General features: G+C 36.5%; 18 protein-coding genes. 6 read left to right on the top strand and 12 right to left on the bottom strand.

The annotated features are described in order from the left end of the window. Positions 1-252: 252 nt before the first annotated feature. The 7 genes from AC07WY_RS10355 to acnD all read right to left on the bottom strand — a co-directional run bounded on the left by AC07WY_RS10355 (position 253) and on the right by acnD (position 6,221). A complete protein-coding gene (locus AC07WY_RS10355) occupies positions 253-720 on the bottom strand; it encodes a hypothetical protein (protein WP_004819199.1) in 468 nt (155 codons plus the stop codon). 249 nt (positions 721-969) lie between these two features. After that, positions 970-1,419 (bottom strand): hypothetical protein, encoded by a 450-nt coding sequence (locus tag AC07WY_RS10350; RefSeq protein ID WP_004819197.1) that lies wholly within the window; start codon positions 1,417-1,419, stop codon positions 970-972. A 389-nt stretch (positions 1,420-1,808) separates the two neighbouring features. After that, positions 1,809-2,012: a hypothetical protein gene (locus AC07WY_RS10345; RefSeq protein WP_081407350.1), complete on the bottom strand. Its 204-nt coding sequence runs from the start codon at positions 2,010-2,012 to the stop codon at positions 1,809-1,811. A 291-nt stretch (positions 2,013-2,303) separates the two neighbouring features. Then, positions 2,304-2,879, bottom strand: coding sequence for a DUF4126 domain-containing protein (locus tag AC07WY_RS10340; RefSeq protein WP_151956807.1), 576 nt, complete (start codon positions 2,877-2,879; stop codon positions 2,304-2,306). Between the two features lie 126 nt (positions 2,880-3,005). Further along, positions 3,006-3,140, bottom strand: a complete 135-nt coding sequence (locus AC07WY_RS10335; protein ID WP_004722968.1) for a zinc ribbon-containing protein — start codon at positions 3,138-3,140, stop codon at positions 3,006-3,008. Between the two features lie 170 nt (positions 3,141-3,310). Then, positions 3,311-3,463, bottom strand: coding sequence for a hypothetical protein (locus tag AC07WY_RS10330; RefSeq protein ID WP_171287899.1), 153 nt, complete (start codon positions 3,461-3,463; stop codon positions 3,311-3,313). 151 nt (positions 3,464-3,614) lie between these two features. Further along, complete coding sequence (gene acnD / locus AC07WY_RS10325) at positions 3,615-6,221, bottom strand: Fe/S-dependent 2-methylisocitrate dehydratase AcnD (protein ID WP_262780648.1); 2,607 nt, start codon at positions 6,219-6,221, stop codon at positions 3,615-3,617. 238 nt (positions 6,222-6,459) lie between these two features. Here acnD and ygfZ point away from each other — a divergent pair, with 238 nt between their 5' ends. Beyond that, positions 6,460-7,182: a CAF17-like 4Fe-4S cluster assembly/insertion protein YgfZ gene (ygfZ, locus tag AC07WY_RS10320; protein ID WP_151956805.1), complete on the top strand. Its 723-nt coding sequence runs from the start codon at positions 6,460-6,462 to the stop codon at positions 7,180-7,182. 250 nt (positions 7,183-7,432) lie between these two features. On the opposite strand, the gene AC07WY_RS10315 is transcribed toward ygfZ, so the two are convergent. The 5 genes from AC07WY_RS10315 to AC07WY_RS10295 all read right to left on the bottom strand — a co-directional run bounded on the left by AC07WY_RS10315 (position 7,433) and on the right by AC07WY_RS10295 (position 14,751). Next, positions 7,433-8,617: a PQQ-dependent sugar dehydrogenase gene (locus AC07WY_RS10315; RefSeq protein WP_494736325.1), complete on the bottom strand. Its 1,185-nt coding sequence runs from the start codon at positions 8,615-8,617 to the stop codon at positions 7,433-7,435. Positions 8,618-9,050: 433 nt separating this feature from the next. Then, the gene (locus tag AC07WY_RS10310) at positions 9,051-9,686 is read right to left on the bottom strand and encodes a hypothetical protein (RefSeq protein ID WP_494736324.1); all 636 of its coding nucleotides are present in this window, start codon (positions 9,684-9,686) and stop codon (positions 9,051-9,053) included. A gap of 12 nt (positions 9,687-9,698) precedes the next feature. After that, positions 9,699-11,201, bottom strand: coding sequence for an N-acetylmuramidase family protein (locus tag AC07WY_RS10305; protein ID WP_494736323.1), 1,503 nt, complete (start codon positions 11,199-11,201; stop codon positions 9,699-9,701). A gap of 2 nt (positions 11,202-11,203) precedes the next feature. After that, complete coding sequence (locus tag AC07WY_RS10300; RefSeq protein WP_494736322.1) at positions 11,204-14,128, bottom strand: type VI secretion system Vgr family protein; 2,925 nt, start codon at positions 14,126-14,128, stop codon at positions 11,204-11,206. Positions 14,129-14,505: 377 nt separating this feature from the next. Then, positions 14,506-14,751 carry a hypothetical protein gene (locus AC07WY_RS10295; protein WP_004722984.1) on the bottom strand — a complete coding sequence of 82 codons (246 nt, stop codon included), beginning with the start codon at positions 14,749-14,751 and terminating at the stop codon, positions 14,506-14,508. Positions 14,752-14,926: 175 nt separating this feature from the next. Here AC07WY_RS10295 and AC07WY_RS10290 point away from each other — a divergent pair, with 175 nt between their 5' ends. From AC07WY_RS10290 to AC07WY_RS10270, 5 genes are all read left to right on the top strand, one after another. Beyond that, positions 14,927-15,184 carry a hypothetical protein gene (locus AC07WY_RS10290; protein WP_239046415.1) on the top strand — a complete coding sequence of 86 codons (258 nt, stop codon included), beginning with the start codon at positions 14,927-14,929 and terminating at the stop codon, positions 15,182-15,184. Then, positions 15,181-15,501 carry a low molecular weight protein tyrosine phosphatase family protein gene (locus AC07WY_RS10285; protein WP_166783178.1) on the top strand — a complete coding sequence of 107 codons (321 nt, stop codon included), beginning with the start codon at positions 15,181-15,183 and terminating at the stop codon, positions 15,499-15,501. Before AC07WY_RS10290 ends, AC07WY_RS10285 begins: the two co-directional genes overlap by 4 nt. 110 nt (positions 15,502-15,611) lie before the next feature. Further along, on the top strand, positions 15,612-17,351 hold the full coding sequence (locus AC07WY_RS10280) for a DKNYY domain-containing protein (RefSeq protein ID WP_494736321.1): 1,740 nt from the start codon (positions 15,612-15,614) through the stop codon (positions 17,349-17,351). Between the two features lie 102 nt (positions 17,352-17,453). Further along, positions 17,454-18,161 carry a DsbC family protein gene (locus AC07WY_RS10275; protein WP_262085128.1) on the top strand — a complete coding sequence of 236 codons (708 nt, stop codon included), beginning with the start codon at positions 17,454-17,456 and terminating at the stop codon, positions 18,159-18,161. A gap of 222 nt (positions 18,162-18,383) precedes the next feature. After that, positions 18,384-19,196 carry a tetratricopeptide repeat protein gene (locus AC07WY_RS10270; protein ID WP_209826796.1) on the top strand — a complete coding sequence of 271 codons (813 nt, stop codon included), beginning with the start codon at positions 18,384-18,386 and terminating at the stop codon, positions 19,194-19,196. The last annotated feature ends 20 nt before the right edge of the window (positions 19,197-19,216 follow it).

Genomic DNA, 19,216 nt, shown 5'->3' with positions numbered 1-19,216 from the left:
ACTCTTTTCGATCCCTTACATCCTTGAGATAAATATTAGCCAAATCGACTCGGGATTATTTTCCTAAGATAGATTAATTTTTTTATTTTTTAGGAAAATTTTCCTTTAAAAGTTACTTAATAAAGAAAATTTTTCAACAAAGCTTATTTAATGATTTTTTATTGCATAAATTCTAAAAAAAATGCAAATTTAATTTATAAATTTGCATTTTAGTCATTCTATTTAAATGATCACACGCTTTAATCTACTAACTTAAGACGCATCTTTTAGCGAGGTTGTTTTACTATCACGCAAAATATCTTCCAAGCCTTGGGTATCCTGATTTAAAAATGCGGTTAAACTCGCTTTTACCTGTTCAAGCGTACTGTGTTTGATTGCAAATACTTCTTTATTTTTCCGTGTCATCAAGCCAAATAATTCACGTTGTTGAAAAATCAATTTGATATTGCTTTCTATCTTAAATTCAAAATCCTCACTTTTTGCATAAGCATTTAATGTAATTTTTAAAAATGCTTCTGACACTGAGTTCAACACTGTAAAAATAGTGTTTCGACCATCCAATTGTAATTGCAAAACGCGTTGACGGCGCCAACTGATACTTTCAAATTTCGCCAATATCTCAGCAATGTCTAAATCGCTCTCTTGCTCCATCTCACGCTCATCGGTGTGATTAGGATACTGAATTTGAATTTCAAACTTGTTCATTATTTTATAACGCATACCCTTAAAATCTATTTGTAGTGTAACAACACTCTTTAAAATTAATAACGACTCCAATCAAAAAATTATAAATTAATCATTGATTTTAAATTACAAATTGTAAAATTTATCACTATATTTAATTTTTATATGCACTAGGTGTATTTTATCTTTTGGGCAAACAATCAAACCCGTTTATTCTTTTTTTTACAGATCAATAAGGAAGCTCAAGCTTCCTTACTTTTTATAAAAGATGTCGATCTCTAGTCATTATGCCAAACGATGCTCTTGCAGCATTTTTTTATGCATCAATTGTCGATATTGTTCTGTCATCTCTTCGATTTGCCCATTTAGGAATAAGCTGAGCTGATCTGAAACTTGCGCTTGGTTTAAGTTTTTATACACCACATCATATTTCTTTTTGCGCGTTAAAAATCCCAAAAATTCTTTACTTTCAACAACCAGTTGGATATTGCTATCGATCTGAAAAACAGGGTCTGCTTTACTCGAGTGTGTATTTAACTGGATATGTAAATAAAGTTCTGTCTCCGTGTCCTGTACAGCAAAGGAAATATCAGAATTTTCAACTTGTCCCTGTGTCAGGAATAAACGGCGCCAATTGATCGCATAAAATTTTGCACGAATTTGCTCAATGTCCTCTGCCTCAAATGATACGATATCTTGTGCAGGCAAATTGATCTCGACCTCGAACTTTCTCATTGTTCTCACCTATCCATGTGATGTTTATATTATGAGCTATTAATAGCATTTATATCTTTGTTTTAAAACAAATATTTATGTTAAATCATTAAAATTTATTACTTTTTATCAAACACTCATCACAAAAATCAGATTATTTATTGATGAAGTTTTTATTAATTTTTCTATTTTTATATCAACCAGTAAAAAGTATCAGCATCTTTCAATTCTCAAGTTATTTAAAAAAATGAGTCAGCATAAGCTTTCGTCGTGACTTCAAACAATTGACGTTTAAAATTTACATTTCAATTGAATAGATATACGTTCTATCCCTTTTAATGTTATGCAGTTCCACCACATAAAGATGGAACAGCAGGTAAAATTGGTGCTGGTTAAAGGCTATGAGCTTCTTAACAACAGCAAACACATCCCTTAATTTTTTCACGAGGCCAATTCATCTTTGCTCGTTTAATTGCCAACTCACTTGTCGCAAAAAAACCCAGTAGATTTTGATTTTCCGCCTTAGGTAAATGCTCACAAGCTTTGCTTGCATTATGTACTTCATATACACCATTGGCTTGCGCATTTACATTGATAATAAATTTGTCCATCATAAAAGTTTCCCCCAATACTCTTAAAAAGACCTTGAGATTAAATCCGTAAAAACGATGTTTTTATTAATCCCATAATAAAAGTATGCCTTTATGATGCAAAAATCAATCTCTCTTTTATTGATTTATTGTTGGGGAAATTTGTCTTTGTATTCGATTTAGAGTGAATCAACTTCCTATGTCAAAAAACAGAAAACACTTAATCCAATTTAATGACTCAACCCAATTGAATTGAGTCATTATCCTCTTTGAATCTTGATAAACACTTGTTTCACAAATGCTAAAACACACTAACTACAATGGATGAACAACGCTTTCTTGTTTTTTCTTTCTTAACCAGCGAACCGCTAGCACCATCAAAATAATACCAACAATCACCACCAATACAGGAACGATAAGTGATAATACCGATACCACGATTGCCCCAATCCATTCACCTGTAGACACCAAAGGATTGGCTATTCCACCTGTCGTTGCAGTAGATACACCACGAACCGCAACCGTGCCCATTTGTACAGCTGTTGCTGTACCACCACCAACGATAATCGCAGCCGCCCAGCTCGCAAACTGTGACATTTCACCTGTACTGACCGCCATGGTGGTCAATGTTCCAGCCACCATCGCTGCTGGCGTTGCAATGGTATCTAAAGCATTGTCTACCCAAGGAATATAGTACGCACCAATTTCACAAATGGTTGCGACAGCTAAGCCAATACATACCGATGGTATCGCTAACCACTCAAAACCTTTCATTGGCTCAAACCAGCCCATCAGTGATGCAACACTCATCACCAATAACGGTACAAATACACGAAAACCGCAGGCGGCACTTAAACCAATGCCAATACATAGACTCAGGATTGTTTCCATAATGATTTATCTGCCTTTTTCTCATTATCTTTTCAACTATTATTAAATTAACAAAAAGCCCTATCACTGGATAGGGCTTTTGCTTAAAACAGGGAGTATCTGTTTTATCTGTGCGGCTTAGCAATCTTATTTTTTAAATTGATTGCCAAGGCATTTGGTACACTGGGGTAAACGATCTGTACCAATTTCTAAGTAAGTGCGATGTCCGCATTGGACACAAAAATAGAAGCCTGTTCCGGGTTTTTCGCCAGCAGTAACCATTTTTGTTCTCCATAGGTTTTAGAAATGGTGAATAAAGTATAACCATATTTTGATGTATGTCTACTGTCTATTTCCAAAAATGATGGTGTCATTTTTGCAAGAAATGATTTCAAGAGAGAAATTTATTGTTTTTGAGAGCTACAGCTTAATCATTAAGTATCGTAAACCATTTAAAGCTCTTCTCTTTCTTGAGGTGGCTCATCTGTTCTTTCTTCCTCATAAAAATCATCAGGCATCTGTGACAATACATTTAAAAGGCGCTCAGCTGTGATTGATTCATCAGAATTTACCGTATCACTTTGAGTTTTTCGTAATAAAGACATTTTATTCCCCAAATAAAAACCCCACTTAACAGTAGGGCTTTTTTACAACACTATCAATTACTTTTAATCCTCAATTAATCTTCTTTTTAAAAGAGCAGAACTCCCTCCTTTTCAAAGGAGGGTTGGGGAGGATTTAAAGAATAGAACTCAATCAAGCCACTTGCCCTTCCAAGAAATCCTGTGCAAAGCGTTGTAATACCCCACCCGCTTCATACACATGCACTTCTTCTTCAGTATCCAAACGACAAGTTACAGGAACTTCAATCACTTCACTCTTACCATCAACCGTGGCACGCTCAATCACCAAAGTTAAGTCTGTACGTGGTGCAATATTACCAATCACACTATACAGCTCAGTACCATCAAGCTTTAAGGTTTTACGGTCAGTACCAGCTTTAAACTCAAGTGGTAACACCCCCATACCAACAAGGTTAGTACGGTGGATACGTTCAAAGCCCTCAGCCACAATCGCTTCAACCCCAGCAAGGCGAACACCTTTCGCAGCCCAGTCACGGCTAGAGCCTTGACCATAATCCTTACCAGCAATGATGATCAGTGGTTGCTTACGATTCATATAAATCTCAATTGCTTCCCACATACGCATCACTTCGCCTTCTGGCTCAACACGCGCTTTAGAACCTTGCTTGATGGTACCGTCAGAACGAACCACCATTTCATTAAACAGTTTTGGGTTGGCAAAAGTTGCACGTTGCGCGGTCAAATGGTCACCACGATGCGTTGCATAGGAGTTAAAGTCTTCTTCAGGTACGCCCATTTTATGCAGATATTCACCCGCTGCCGAATCCATCATAATTGCATTCGATGGTGATAAATGATCCGTGGTAATGTTGTCAGGTAAGATTGCAAGTGGACGCATATTTGACAATGTACGTGGTGCAGCCAAAGCCCCTTCCCAATACGGTGGACGGCGAATATAAGTACTTTGCGGGCGCCAATCATATAACGGGCTTTCTGATTTTTCTGTCACACCCAAATCAAACATCGGGATATACACTTTACGGAATTGTTCAGGTTTTACAGATTCTTTAACCAGCGCATCAATTTCAGCATCCGATGGCCAAACATCTTTTAGGTAAATTGGATTACCATCTTTGTCATTACCCAATGAATCCGTTTCAATATCAAAACGAATTGTGCCTGCAATTGCATAAGCCACCACCAATGGTGGTGAAGCCAAGAATGCTTGTTTTGCATAAGGATGGATACGACCATCAAAGTTACGGTTACCTGAAAGTACCGCAGTGGCATACAAATCACGGTCAATAATTTCTTGCTGAATCTTTGGGTCTAAAGCACCAGACATACCGTTACAGGTCGTACATGCATAGGCCACTATACCAAAACCAAGCTTTTCTAAATCTTCCAGTACGCCAGCTTCTTCAAGATAAAGTGCAGCAGCTTTAGAGCCTGGTGCAAATGATGATTTCACCCAAGGTTTACGTACTAAGCCCAATTCATTTGCTTTACGTGCCAACAAACCTGCGGCAACTGTATTACGAGGGTTAGAGGTATTGGTACAAGAGGTAATCGCGGCAATAATGATTGCACCATCAGGCATTAAACCATCAGTACGGTTTTCAACTACGCCTGCAATGCCTTTCTCTTTTAAATCTGCTGTTGATACACGTGCATGTGGGTTTGATGGACCTGCAATATTACGTGTTACCGTTGAAAGATCGAAACGAAGTACCCGAGGGTATTCTGCTTGTTGCATATCTGATGCCCAAAGACCAATTTCTTTGGCATAACTTTCTACCAATTTGATTTGGTCTGATTCACGACCAGTCAAGGTTAAATAATCAATGGTGTTTTGGTCGATATAGAACATTGCCGCAGTTGCGCCATATTCTGGAGTCATATTGGAAATCGTTGCGCGATCTCCTACAGACATACTGTCCGCACCTTCACCAAAGAATTCTAAATATGCACCCACTACACGTTCTTTACGCAAGAATTCTGTAAGCGCTAAAACAATATCTGTTGCCGTGATACCAGCTTTACGCTGTCCCACCAATTCCACACCGATTATGTCTGGAAGGCGCATCCAAGATGCACGACCAAGCATGACATTTTCAGCTTCCAAACCACCAACACCAATAGAAATTACACCTAGCGCATCAGTATGTGGTGTATGTGAATCTGTACCGACACAAGTATCTGGAAATGCGATACCTTCACGGTTTTGAATCACTGGAGACATTTTCTCCAAGTTAATTTGGTGCATGATGCCGTTGCCTGCTGGGATCACATCGACATTTTCAAATGCTGTTTTAGTCCATTCAATAAAGTGAAAACGATCTTCATTACGACGGTCTTCTACAGCACGGTTTTTTTCAAATGCATCTGGATCAAAGCCACCGTATTCCACTGCTAGAGAGTGGTCAACGATCAACTGCGTTGGTACAACAGGATTAACTTTAGCAGGGTCACCGCCTTGGTCTGCAATCGCATCACGTAAACCTGCAAGGTCGACTAATGCTGTTTGTCCGAGGATGTCGTGACATACCACACGTGCTGGATACCAAGGGAAATCATGGTCTTGTTTACGATTAATCAGTTCTTTTAAAGACTGTTCGAGAATGGCTGGATCACAACGGCGTACCAGCTGTTCAGCCAATACTTTTGATGTGTATGGAAGTTTTGCATATGCGCCTTGCTGGATGTCTTCTACGGCTTGACGCACATCGAAGTATTCGAGCTGGGTACCTTGCAGTGGTTTACGATAGTTGTTATTCATTAGTTTTGTGCCTCTTGCATCATTTTGTACTGCGTGTCTAATGATTGGCATAGTACACTGTCGAAAACCCATTTCCCAAATCGTTTATATTTCATAAGCTTAGATATAAAAACAGGGGTTTTGGAAATATTTAGTAACAACTTCATTAAAATATTTGCACTAAATCTGCTTTTTTTTGAAAAATAGCTGAAAATAAGATTAATTCTTTAGTATTAGATTTAAGATAAGCGAGCAATTCATGAGCGATCTAGCTTTCTCCTCATTTACCTTGATTGGTGTTGATGCAATCAAATTTCTACAAGGTCAAGTTACTGTAAACGTTGAAGCTTTGGCTGAAAATATCACCCAATACACTGCGATTTGTGATCTTAAAGGCCGTATCCATTTTGGCTTATGGCTTAAAAAAATTAATCCTGAACATTTAGAGATTGTTACGACTCAAGATCAAGCCGAAGAATTTGCTAAACATATTAAAAAATACGGCGCTTTTTCTAAAATGAAGCTTGAAGAAACTGGACAAGTTTTTCCAACATTGAACGGCTCAACGACAGATTTTTCAACGACACAAACCGATATTTCAGCATGGGAAATTGCTGCAATTCAAACTGGTCAGGCTTATATAAATCAAGCAATTGAACATGTATTTCAACCACAAGAATTACGCTTACACCAACGTGAAGGAATCAATTATGACAAAGGCTGTTACCTTGGTCAGGAAGTGATTGCACGCCTCTGGTTTAAGGCAAAACCAAAAGCATGGTTACATGTCATTCAAGGTACAGGTCCTGCCCCTGCTCAAGCTGAACAATTGAATAAAGGTGTTCAAGTGGTAAACAGTGCAGCATTTGAAAATGGTTATATTGCGCTTGTGGTTGCCCGTCCTGACGCTTTAGAAGAGTTAGACGTGACTGTTTTAGCATTGCCTGAAAGCTTAAGTGGTGATGTGGCGAGACCGCAGTAATTTCTCAAAGTTGATTACAATAATAAACCTACAACTTCGTAGGTTTATTTAGAGAATAAAATGATTGAGACAATCACAACAACTTTAACAATAGTAATAGGTTAGATTCATTTTCATAGATGAATACTTTGCTAATCTAGTACGGCTTCCAAAGATTTATCGACAATTTATATTTTTACTTTCACCTGAATTTTGTATCCTCAGCCATGTTCTTTTTACTAACTCCTAAATTTTTAGAAAAGTTGAAAATTTAGGAAGATGCTTTTTGCCGAACATAATAAATCACACCGCTCTTATCATCAGAAAAATAAAATGAATTTTCATCTACCCGATAAATATCACAAGGCCGCCCATAGACATTTTTGCCCACTAAAAAACCATCCATAAATGTCTGTAATTTTTGCCCTTTACGCATAATCACAATTTTATAACCATGACCAATTGTGGCATCGGTAGAACCATGTAAAGCAACTAAAAAAGAATTTTTGATGGTGTCGTCTGTATTGGGATGATCAAAATAGTCAAAACCAAGTGCAGATGAATGCGCAGGGAAATAGGCATAAGGAGGCAATACATTTTTGCAACCTGACGGACGTTTAAATTTTGGATCTGCCAAAATTTTACCATTCGACGAATAACATGAAGCCCAGCCATAATCTGCATCACGTTTGAGTGCATAAAAAGTTTCATCAGGCTTATTTTTACCTAAATGGTCCACACCTTGATTGGTGGCAAATAAAAAATTACCAACCCATTTCAAACCGACTGCATTGCGTAAACCTGTAGCAAAAATCTTTTGTTGCGAACCATCGGGATTCATTTCTAATACTGTTGCCCGAACTTTTTCTTTCTCGGTACAAGCATTGCAGCTTGAGCCGACTGAAACGTAAATTTTCCCGTTCCCACCCACAGCAATTGTTCGCGTTAGATGCCAACCACCATATTTATAACTTAAACCGTAGTCAGGAAAAGTCACTAAAACTTCGGCTTTATCGGTTGGTTTAATTTCACCTTTGGTAAATTTTCGTCGGGTTAGTTGATTAGTTTCCGCTAAATACAACCAATCTTGCCCGGAAGAATCTGTATAAAATTGAACTGAATTAGGGTTCTTCAACCCCGTCATATAAGGAATAATTTTGCCGAATTTTCCCGTTTCAGGGTTCCATTCATCCAAAATATAAACGATGCCTTTTTTATTATCAGTCAAATCGTGCATATCTGTTACAAACATTCTGCCATCGGGAGCTTTACTAAAAAAACGAACTCGCTTTATGCCCTCAGCCGCTGGAATAATTTCGTAATTTGCTGGAAGATTTAAAGAAAAGCGCTTCCCATTTTTTAAGTTTACCTGATGAGGCACAAGATTTGGCTGTTGAGCTAAAATCCCCATTGAACAAACTAAACTTATGAATAAGATTGACAGTACTTTCATCATAGATACGTCTCGATTAATCTTAGGAAAAACAGCCTTCTTTTTTATATTATATAACTTGAACTATGAGTATACAGTCAAATAGTTTGGTTAGAAAAATACAAAGACCATCCAGATACAAATCATTATTTTATATTGTTTTTAGCCAAGTACCGAAAGTATCCTTGCAGTGGATTAATGCATTCACTCTTGTTCTACGGCACACAGAGCATCAAAAAACAGAACTAAGAAAATAAACAATGACAACATAAAAAATTATTACTTTAGAAAGCCCTAACCACTATCAATACAGAGGTAGAGGGCTCATCCAAGTGCTTAAAGTATTTTTATAGCCCAATTGAACAGTTCACTAATTTTCAAGGAGTATCAAAACCCATGAAATAATTTATTCATGTCTTTACAGCCATAATCTTTTAAGTAATAGGTATAGGATCCTTTATAAATTCACTGACTTACTTGGAATCCATTTTTTTACAGAATTATTGTAATCAACATACAGCCATAACTCATTCTTTTTAAAAAAATAATCCTTAACTTGGACTTTGTCATTTTTAACTAGATAAGCCTTTCCCATTTTAAAATCATTTCCCACCTTGTCATATAAAAATACTTTTTGATTGATTAACAAAAGACTATTATCAATGTCACATGTTTTTTCTAAATTTTCTTTTTTATCAATAAGATATTTCACTAATTTATGATTTCTAGTTTTAGTTAATGATATGCAAGTAGAAAGCAAATATGAAAAATTTGTATCATCGTAGAGTTTATTATCAGCACTCTTAATAGCTCTAATGTATTTTTGATCAACTTGAGGGGAAGTAGCCAATAAAAGTTCTGATATTAAGTAAGTCCCTTTTGAAAAATTAATATCGTATGTTGATATAATTTTATTACAAGGAAAGAAGAAATAGGTTTTTTCATTCATACCAGCTAACAAAATTTTTTGATTACTATTTATATATAAACATTGGCGATCCTTTTCATCATGAACATACTTTGTATTAGCTAAACTCACTTGTGTGTAAACAGAGCCTATCGTAAAGATAGAAAAAAGCATTTTTTTATTCATTCAGTAAATATCCTATGGTAATTGACTTGGATTGCTCTTAAATATCTCATAAGCAGTTTTCATTTTATTATCATAAGCATTTTTATAATACTTGGTACCATTATATCCCTTTGCAAATCTTGTCCATTGTTTTGCTTGAATAGCAGCTACTAGATTTGGATCGTATCTTATGAAATTCACAAATTGATTTAACTGCACTTTTTCATTTTTAAAGGCATCTTTAACCATTTCTGCTACATTTGAATACCCACAATTCTTAAAATTTGCTCCCATGATTTGAAATTTCCCCCAAGAACAACTTTTTAACGCAGCATTTTCATTAATTGCCATTGCTTCTATTAGTTTTTTATATTGTGCAGAGTACAGTCCATAATTCCCTTGAGGCCCTGATAAGATAGAATGACTTGCATCATACTTATATGCTGTAAACCTTTGGAAATAGTGACGTTCATATAAAATAGTAGGCGCTTTTTTTCCTAATAATGTACTAAAAGCTCCCCTAGGACTTTCAGTTTTTGCAACTGCTTTTATTGCTGCCACTTCACAGCCTAACTGAGTAGCCGCAGTTACATAATCATCTTCAGTAATCATATCTCCTGTATATAATGGAATACAAGAGGTCAAAAAATCATTTAGCCCTGTTGGAGAGGTTTGAGTGCTATTTGGCCTATTAGGATTCGTTGTTCCACTAGTTAAATTAACAGGCATACGAATTTCAAACCCATGAATAGGTTTTACTCTGGAAGCAACATAAGTTTTTGTTTCTAATGGTGTATTATCCGGCTTGTAAAAAGTCAATTCAATTGGATAACCTATAAGAGTCGTTATATTTAACAGGCCACTTTTAATAGTTTTTACACCCGAGCTGTTATTATATGTAATTTTTACTTTTACATCAGGGTAGATATGAGTACCATCAATATCCACTATTGTAGCTGTAGTTTTAGAAATAAAATTTTTCAACTTATACTTATGCCTAACATTAACAGTAGATGTTTCATTTGAATTAAAATAACCGATAGCAATAAAATTATCTGCCAAATCTATAGATTTAATTTCTATTATTCTGTTAGGGGAGGCTTGAAATTCAACTATACCATTTTCATTAGTTGTTCTATTAGAAAATTTAGTAGATTTATTATAACCTGTTTGTATAGGGAAATTTTTAAGTATAAGCCCATCTACGTCTATCAATTTTATTTTTAAATTATTTAGGCCACCACCACCTTTGGTTTGATAAGCACTAATAGGCCTTTTTATAAAAATTTTCTGAACATTACTGCTTGATGAATGCGAGTTTAATTTTTTGATAAACTCCATTTCTCCATTTGGTTTTTCAACATAAACTTCAAACTCCCTATTATCTGAAACAGCAACTATTCGATATCCAAAGTTATTAGTTTTTTCATCGAGAAAAGATGCCCCATTAACATACTTAGTTCGAACATTAATATTTTTTATAGGAACCCCTTTAGAATCCGAAATCAAAAGTTTTATTTTTAATAATTTAGACATTTTTAAACCTTATTATTATCTGCTTCTGTAATAATTAAATCATTTCCATCAAAAGTATCAAAATCTATTTCCTCTAAGTCATCATCTTGATTAAAGAATAAGTGCGGGGCATTACTCATAAACAAAATAGCATCTACATCTTCATTAAAAGGTGTATAAAAACGTCCAGAAAAAGAATATTTATTATCTCCTGCATTCCCATTTAATAAATATTTTTGAATCAATTTATTATTTTTTCTGGAAACAATAAACAATTCCTTTCCTAATGTAAGGTTTTTATTTTGACTATTAATTTGATCAGGTAGGTTAGATATATATTTAAACTTTAAGCTATGACCTGTTGGTACTTGGGGCAAAGTTTTTATCTCAGATACAATTTGTTGCCCTCCCCCAAACTTCTGCTGCCCCGACTTCACCTCAAACAATCCTGGTGTCGTCGCAAATACACCTGAACCATTGATCCTTACCTCAGAAGTGTCCCCAACCAATCGAATCTCTTTAGGGCTAATGATATAAACTGTATCCTCTGTAGAAATGATTTGAATGTCTTTACGTGCAATGACATCAGCACCATCTCCCTGCGCTTGAATTTCAATTTTACCTTTACCTGCAAATAACCTTGCCCCTTCTTGTGCTGCAAACAAACTAATCTTGTTTTGTGCATGTGCTAAGAAGCTCTTTTGGGTGCTTAGGTTAATACTATTGTCTGCTGTATGACTGATTTGCCCATCTGCTGAAAGATGAATATCTTCATTACTGGTAAGCGCAATTGAGTTTGGTGAAGCCAATATCATTAACGCCTGTTTAAACGCATCGGCTTGGTTCTTGGCTTCATCTGAGTCATCTTTTTCCAAAGCAAAAATAAACGATTTCAAATGATCTAAGTTTTCTAAAGGATCAGTCTGTTGATTCTTGGCAACTTCACTCAATGCTTTAGAGTTATTCAGACTACTTTCTAATTGATTTTTGCCTGCTGTCACATCAAGGTGATTGCCCGAAGCAGAATCCTGAGCATAAGTACTCAGTAGTAAACCTTGTCCTGCTCTTACTGCACCCCACTGGTCAGTTCTCAGCTCAAAGCCTTCACCTCGTCCTTCGCTGGTGTCTGTCTCTTTGGGATGACTTAAATTACCGAGGTTGAGTTGACTCATCCCATGACTGCTCTGTAACTGACTGCTGAGTTGACCTGTGGTATCGTCAAACCTTAGCTGATTGTAGCCACTACCTTGATACTCTCGACTTTTGATTCCTGCCAGTTTCTTGGTATCAGGCAGTTTGCCTTTGTCATCAAACTTACTTGGATGACGTTGTGCTTCATGGATGCGACCAACCACAAATGGACGGTCAATGTTGCCATCAAAGAAATCAATCACAACAATCTCACCGATTCTCGGTAAGAATCGCGCACCATAGCCTTCACCTGCCCATGGGGTCAGAACATCGACCCACGCTGAATCTGTGTCATTGTCATTAGAACCCGCACCGCCATCATGGGTATTGTCATCATTACGGCTAAACAGGAAGCGAACTTTAATACGCCCCCATTCATCAACATGAATTTCTTCTCCACTTGGTCCAACCACCCTAGCACGTTGCGGTGATGCAATCGGACGATGTTTTAGTGGATCGTATTCTGGAACAGTGGTGATATTACGACGTTGTAGCACCAACTGATTGGCTTGACGCTCATCACTATTGTTTGTTGTGATATTGGTCATTTGCCAATTGCTTTGTTTAAGCAAATTTTCAACCTGATTGGTCAGGTCTTTTGGTAGGTTGTTTTGATTATAAAAGTGCTTCGATATGATTAGGAATTGCTTGTCGGAAAAATCGTGTTGATCAATTTCGGGATGCCCGTTTAATTCAAAGACATAACCCACATGTGCATCACGTACTGTAGATATTGCGGTAAATTGTTTGGCTTGAGAATCATGGTAGTTACTCAAATTTTCATTAAAACGTTCAATTTGACGATTACCTGATGCTGTTGCACCATCTTCTCCATTCAGATCTTGGATCCATGCTGGGCTAAAGTGCCAAACTTGCTCAAGACCTAAACTGGCATTGTCGTAGTTTTCACTATGTTGATGCTTACTTTGTACATTGCCTGCACCTTCATCTATGTCTAATACATCGGCTTGCCAACGTTGAATATGTACTGATGTTGGTTGAATAGAACGCTGTCCAATAAATGAGATAATGCTGTCCTGCCTTTCGGTGGGGCTGCTACGATGAAAGCGGATGCTTTTGCGTTCTAAGCTGATGTATTGAGTATTATTGTCAATCAAACGAAGCTTTTGCGCTTGGATTTGTTCACTGAAACGCGATACTTTAAGTTCGGCTTCATCAATTAAAGTATTAATCCCTTCAGAAAAAAGCAGACGTTGAACAAAGTCTATATCCCGTTCATTATTCTGCATAATAAATGGGCGAACATCGTAGTCTTTGGTCAAGCCACTTTTATCCAATGTTAGACTTGAAGCAAACAATGGACTTCGCTCGCGCCATTCCTGAAATATAACTTCAACCACTTGAGGTGCAGACATGTTCATAAACACTCTGGAATTTCTACGATGCTTCCAAAGTGCTGTTGGGTCTTCAACTGTCAGGCGGTAAATCGTCAGCGCACCATCGCTCGCGCCCACATCTGCTTGGGTCACAATCCCTGAAATTCGATTGAGTTCTGATTTGTCATTCACAATATCGACAGCCACTTGGCTACCGATAAATTGCTTTAATGGAATATTCATTGACGTAGACAAGCAAATCAATTGTAAATGAATGCCTTTGTTTAATTCATGCATCCCATCAATACGTTGTAGGAACACTTGAGCAATCAAATCAGGATTGCTAAATTGGATATGCAAAACACGCTTTTGAGCAGTCAGCCCACATTTTTCTAAGGCAAAATAAATATTATTCGACATGTTTTTTTAATATTTGTTAAAAATCGCAATACAGACTACAAAAAAATCCTTATTTTGTCTACACTTAGGTGATTTTTCATGTGATCACTATATGTAATTTTGCTGCGATCTTTTTAGATATTTATTCTTTTCTGTGCCTTTATACTATTTTTTGTTCTAGGCGTTGTTAGATTCAATTGCCAAACCTTATCAACATAATTATCCATTAGAATATCAAGAATGGTTTAAAGAAAGACCATCAACTTTAGCACGATCATCCTATTCAATTTCTACTTCAAGCTCATCAAGTAGCAGTAGAGATTTAAGCGACAGCTCAAATGGTAGTAGCACATCAGGCTCATGGTAAACACCAAAAGCCCAATAGATTTAGCTGTTGATTAAAACCCATGAAATAATTTATTCATGTCTTTACACAAATAATCTTTAAAGTGAAATGCCCGTGCATGTTTTGCATCAAACTTGGCCGTCTGACCATCTTTTTCAAAAATATAGACACGGTCATCCTTACTGACAAGAAACTCACCACCCAGTTTGATCAACAAGGCATCTATCTTATCTTCATCGGCAATACTGTCATCTTGGCTGACTTTGTCATAATTACGTCTAATGCCTTTAATAAACATCGTCTACTCACACGTTCTATTTAGCCAGAATTATACCCTTTTCATTGCCTTTAAAATGGCCCTAAATAAACATTATCAAAATCATTCAGCTTGTTTACCCAGATAAATACTTATAAAATAGCCCAATCATGTGTTATCGCGGCTGCTGAACCCGATCAACTCATGAGTTTTATCTATGGACATTACACAACAATATTTTGAAAATGAATTAAACCGCAATCGTGCTTGGAGACGTAAGGTAAATTATTTACACCGTGGCCGAGATTGCAGACATACTTCAACCCTTTGGAAACCAGAAAAAGACTGGAAATTACTTTGGAACAGATCGTTAAAAAGATCTCGCTCGAAACAATTAAGAATTGAATATCCACGTATTTCTTCTGCCAAAAGACGAAAACAAGCACAATATGATTTTTGGAAGACTGCTGATTGAACACCCTTTTTATTTGTAGTCGTAACCAATGGCGTAGTCCCACTGCCGAGCGTGTCTTTGCAGTGGGCTATGGCATTTCCACACGTTCCGCGGGAACAAGTAAACACGCCAAACATCGTATTTCTGCCAAAGATATTGCGTGGGCAGATATGATTTTTGTCATGGAGCAAAAACATAAACAAAATATCAAAGAGAAATTCCCCAACCAGTTACAGCATAAAAAAGTCATGGTATTGGATATTCCAGACGATTATCACTATATGGATGAAGAATTAATTGAAATTTTAACAGAGACCATGCAACCCTATTTGCCTTAAATGATAAAGACCTTGTCATCAATTAACACGAACAATTCATCACTAAAATGATGACAAAATAACCTTAAATTACCATAGCTCAATCCAATCAATATTTAACAATAAAATAAATGATGCAGAATCCACTAAAAGTATTTTCTATCCTTAAAACCTTTACGCTTATCTTGGTGATATGCGCGTTTCTATTCAGCTTTAGTTTTATATTTAGATTTTCTGACTCAAATTCAGATGAGATTCCTTTTACGGCGACTACAGAAAAACTTGGGATATTTGAAAAATATAACAACCAAATCTATGCCGCTGTACCCAGCAATGGTGATTATTTGATCCCAGAAGCAGATGTTCAAAGTTTTTATTTACCCAATGATAATTACCAATACCGACAACTTGGTGCAGATAAACTGCATGTCTATTGTGGCAATATCATTCTAAAAGGTGTGCAACCTCAACAGGTGACAACTATTGGGGATGGTTATTTTACTGCTGGAAAAGACACTTGGTATTGCTCCCCCTCCACCGAACGAAATAAGGATTTAAGTGCGCTTCGAGAAGTGTGGCAAATCATGCAACAAAATTTTGCCCTAGGTTCAAAACCACAAAGTTATCTCTACCCCTATTTTAAACTTGGATCAGGCAATCTGCCTTATCGTGTCAATTCCGAAAATGATACGGCAAGTAATGGGACATTCACCTATTTTCAAGGGAAATTACTTTCAGGAGCCAATCCAGACCAACTCAAACTTGTCTTAGGTGAACATAACTATGCCTATCGAGCGGATGGAAAAAATGTCTTTTACAACAATACCCTGCTCGATTTAAAAGACAATGGAAAGCTTTATAGTATTGAAATAGGCGGTTTAAATAACCAATATTATTTGCTCAATCCTGTCGATGGTATGGTCTATGTCAACGAATTTGCCTTTGATCCGCAATACGCGCCTTATCATCTCTTAAGCGAACATGGCGATCATATTAACCATGCTTTGTTTTATAACGACACGGGGATTTATTATTTTGATCTGAATAAGAAAAAAATGCGTCGCGCAGGTGATAGTCCATTTTTAGGCAAAGCATTTAAAGAAATCGCACCGCTGATTTTTTCTGATGGCTCACAACTACTCTATCTACAAGCCAGTGAATATCGCAGCAATAAAGGATCAGCCTCTTCCAAATCCACCCATATTCTAAAATTAGCTGAACCACTTCATTCCACATGGCAAAAACTTGGGGATGTAAATTACAACTATGGCACTGTATGGAAAAATGGCAATGCGTTTTACTATTTTGATCAGTTAGGAAATAGCCAACTGGTTAAGGCCACGATTTATCATATTCGCGACCCACAAACGATTCAAAATTTACTGAGAACTCAACCACGCACTGACGATATTCGACAATGGATTGATGAGCAAAAGATTGTTGAAGCCAAACACACAGAATTGCTCGAAGTAGAGACAACTAACCACTCAGACAAATATTGGGGCTTGTTTGTTCCGATCATTTTCGTAACTTTTTTGAGTATGCTGATGTGGATATTTAAACGGTTTAATTTAAGTTTTGCCCCATTTTATATACGCAATCATAAACTGATCGTCAGTAATTTGATGATGACCTCTTACCCTTTAGATCAGGTCACATGCGTTGAATTTAGTACCCATAGGACAACAGCAAATGGCGGTTATATTGGGCACTTTCAAATTTTACAGCGCAATGGAAAACGTAGCAGAATCTTTAATTTTAGTACGCAATTACGCTTACGGAGTGACTCACAAGTAGAATTAAATCAATATATCCAACAACTCAGAAATGAGTTAACACGTCATGGTATCCAGAATACAATACGAAATTAAGCGTGGTATCAACTGAATATCACATTGGCAATTACATGATCTCAATATATTTTTGATCATTATTGAGTGCACAATATCCACATTATTATTTTGAGCTTTAACATGAAAATCTGGTTATCTCTTCTGACTTTGGGTCTTTTTAGCTTTTCTTCTGCACATGCAGATATTCAAACTTTGCAGCAAAACTTAAAAAACAAATATCCTGAGATTCAGGTGAAATCGGTACAAAACTCACCAATTAAAGATGTTTATGAAGTCTATATGGGTGGGCGTATTGTTTATACCAATGAAGAAGCAAAATATTTCTTTGTCGGCAATTTAATTGATCTTAAAGAACAAAAAAATCTGACCGAAGAACGTATGCAAGCGCTAAAAAGTATTGATGTAAAATCATTACCTTTGAAACAAGCCATTAAGCATGTCAAAGGTAAAGGTGAACGTGTAATCTACGTATTTAGTGATCCTGACTGTCCATATTGCCAACATCTTGAAAAAGAATTAAAAAATATCGACAACTTAACCGTTTACTTATTTTTATACCCAATTACCCGTTTACATCCAAATGCTGAAAGTATTTCACAGCAAATCTGGTGCTCTAAAAACCAGTACCAAGCGTGGGAAGACTATTTAATTGATAAGAAACAACCGACTTCAAACAAGTCATGTACGAACCCAATTGAGAAAAATATTGCTTTAGCAAAATCACTCGAAGTCGATGGTACACCAACATTCTTCTTACAAGATGGCACCCGTATTTCAGGCGCACGTGAAGCAGGCGAAATTGAATTACTCCTCAAAGCAGTAAAATAACAGCCCACAGCCTAGAGAATAAAAAATTTCTCTAGGCTTTAATGTTGTTAAAATATCCTTAATTCTTTCTTATTTATAAATAAATTAAAATTTAAATACACTAACTTATACAATAGGCATGTTTACATTTATAATTTTCAAATTATGATAAAAACGTCCTCAACAATGTTCTCACACCATAAATGGAATTATGTTGAAATTAAAACAAGGTATATCGTCAAAATGAAAAAGATTCTATTCGCTACACTACTCAGCTTTTCATGTATTTCTGCATTTGCAGCAGATACAGCTAAAAGTAACGTTGACCCTGCATTTGTCAAAGCACAAGAGCTGATTCAAGCAAAAAACTATCCTGCGGCGTATCAAGAACTTGAACGTCTTGCAAAAGCTGGCAATGCGCAAGCCTTATATAACTTAGGTTATTTAACCCAAACGGGACAAGGCACAACCAAAGACGATAAGAAAGCTTTGAAATATTATCAAGATGCTTCAGCAAAAGGCTATCCTGTTGCAAGTTATGTCTTGGCGCAAAGCTATGCGGTAGGTCAATTGGGCTTAGCCAAAGACGAAAAGAAAGTTCGTGAATACTTAGAAAAGTCCTCTGCTCAAGGATTTGATGATGCTACAGTGGAACTTGCGGTTTTATTATTTGCTGAAGGCACACCCGCATCTGACAAGCTTGGCTTACAAAAACTTGATCCTTTAGTCAAAAAAGATTTTGCACCTGCAATTCATGCGAAAGCGCTGTATGACATCACTGATGGTTTAAAGAAGAAGAATGCAGCAGCAGTTAATCAAGGTTTAAAATCAATCCAAGATTTAGCTAAAAAGGGATATATCCCAGCATTAATGGCTGTCGGAAATATGCTGACCAATGGCAATATCATTGATCAAAATCTACCAGAAGCACAAAAGATTTTCTCAGAACTTGCTAAAAATAATGTGCCTAAGGCAAAAGAGTCTTTGGATGTTGTAAACAAACTGATTGCTGAAAAAGGCAAAACACCTGCTCCAGCAGCACCAGCAAAAAAATAAGCAGCTCTTAAAAAAATACT

This window comes from Acinetobacter sp. GW821-FHT01C12, from assembly GCF_059422625.1.
Note: the sequence above shows the minus strand (reverse complement) of the source record. Positions and strands in the feature narration are given on the sequence as shown.